Source organism: Mycobacterium sp., assembly GCF_050701675.1.
GTDB lineage: Bacteria > Actinomycetota > Actinomycetes > Mycobacteriales > Mycobacteriaceae > Mycobacterium.
The window spans coordinates 1-2,234 of the sequence record NZ_JBOGDD010000905.1; the positions used below are offsets into that span (position 1 = coordinate 1).

Here is a 2,234-nt window from a genome sequence, read left to right on the forward strand (position 1 = left end):
GCCGATCTCGGCGAAGATCAGCCCGTAAGGAACGAGGAACAGAACGGCGAGTACGAGCGCCCAGGTGAAGGTCTGGCCGCCGAACCCGGAGACCTGCGCCAGCACCTCGATCGACACCACTGCCGCGACGATGAGGAAGATGATGTCCAAGCGGCCCAGCGTCTTCTGGAGATGTTTCGTCTCCCGCTCGGCTTGGGCCGTCTGCTCCTGAGCGGTTACCTCGACCGGATTCGTGGGGTCCATCAGCCTCTCGCTTTCTGCACGTCGGATCTGGGTCTATGGGTGTGCAGGCATCCGAGGTACCTCCACCACGTGTGATCCACAACACTGAATCCGTTCAACATGGATCTGTAAAGCACGTTTTTTCGGGCTTTTGCATCTGCAATTCAGAAGTGCGGAACACGACCCAGCATCGGCATTCGTGATGTAGATCAACTGAAACATCTAATTGACTGAGGTAAGCCCCACGGTCGACGATTTGACCACCGGGATTCGCGTCAGTCCCGGTCGGCACGCTGCGGCACCAATGGGAGGATCCATGCGAGACCCGCGATACGACATTCTGTTCGAACCGGTCAAGATCGGACCGGTGACCGCTCGCAACCGGTTCTTTCAGGTTCCGCACTGCAACGGAATGGGTTACCGCGACCCATCCAGCCAGGCCTTCATGCGACAGGTGAAGGCCGAGGGCGGCTGGGCGGTGGTGTGCACCGAACAGGTCGAGATACACCCGACATCCGATATCGGCCCGTTCATCGAACTGCGGTTGTGGGACGACCAGGACATGCCCGCGTTGGCCAAGATCGCCGAGAAGATCCACGAGGGAGGCGCCCTCGCCGGCATCGAACTTGCCCACAACGGCCTCAACAGCCCCAATCTGATCAGCCGCGAGACGCCGTTGGCGCCGCAGAATCTGCCCGTCGTGTCGTGGAACTACGACCCGGTCCAAGCGCGGGCGATGACCAAGTCCGACATCGCCGATATGCGGCAGTGGCACCGCGAGGCGGTGCGCCGGGCCCTCGCGGTCGACTACGACATCGTCTACGTGTACGCCGGCCACTGTCTTGGCGGTCTGCACCACTTCCTGTCACCGCGGTACAACAACCGGACCGACGAGTACGGCGGAAGCCTGGAGAACCGGGCCCGCCTGCTGCGCGAGATCCTCGAGGACACGGTCGAGGCGGTCGACGGCAAGGCCGCGGTCGCCTGCCGCATCACCATCGACGAGTTGCTCGGCGACGACGGAATCACCCGTGCCGAGATCGAAGACGTCATCGGCATGCTCGGCGAACACCCAGACCTGTGGGACTTCGTCCTTGGCAGCTGGGAGGACGATTCGGTGACGTCGCGGTTCGGCCCCGAGGCCGAGCAGGAACCCTACGCGCGGGGACTCAAGCAGCTGACCACCAAACCGGTGGTCGGGGTCGGCCGCTTCACCTCCCCGGACACGATGGTTCACCAAATCAAAAGCGGCGTACTCGATTTCATCGGCGCCGCCCGCCCTTCGATCGCCGACCCGTTCCTGCCCAAGAAGATCGAAACCGGCAATCTCGAAGACATCCGCGAGTGCATCGGGTGCAACATCTGCGTCTCCGGCGACTTCACGATGTCACCCATCCGCTGCACGCAGAACCCCACGATGGGCGAGGAGTTCCGCCGCGGCTGGCACCCAGAACGCATCCAGCCCAAGAAGTCGGACTCCCACGTCCTGGTCGTCGGCGCGGGCCCCACCGGACTCGAGGCGGCGCGGTCGCTGGGCAATCGCGGCTACACGGTCAGTCTGGCCGAGGCGACCCGAGTTCTCGGTGGCCGCGTCGACAGCGAAGCAAAGCTTCCTGGCCTGTCCGCCTGGATCCGTGTCGTCGACTACCGACTGCAACAGATCAACAAACTCGACAACATCGAAGTCTTCATGCAAAGCGAGATGACGGCTGACGACATCATCGACAACGACTTCGACCACGTCCTGCTCGCCACTGGATCCCATTGGCGCCGCGACGGTGTCGGACGGTGGCACACCCATCCCATCGAGATCGCGGAAAGCGCAAGCATTCTCAGCCCGGACGACGTCATGGCCGGCGTGCGCCCCGAAGGCCGACGGGTCGTGATCTTCGACGACGACCACTACTACATGGGCGGTGTGTTGTCAGAGCTCCTGGCTGCCGAGGGTTTCGACGTCACGCTGATCACCCCCGCAGCCCATGTGTCGCACTGGACCACTCACACACTCGAGG

Annotated in this window: 1 protein-coding gene and 1 pseudogene; one reads left to right on the plus strand and one right to left on the minus strand. The window is 63.0% G+C overall.

The genetic code is table 11. The features are described 5' to 3' along the window. Nucleotides 1–243 (minus strand): annotated as a pseudogene (locus ACRDUX_RS27380) (hypothetical protein); the annotation flags it as partial. A 295-nt stretch (nucleotides 244–538) separates the two neighbouring features. Here ACRDUX_RS27380 and ACRDUX_RS27385 point away from each other — a divergent pair. After that, nucleotides 539–2,234, plus strand: a 1,696-nt coding sequence (locus tag ACRDUX_RS27385; RefSeq protein WP_526418402.1) for an oxidoreductase, incomplete at its 3' end; no start/stop codon positions are given.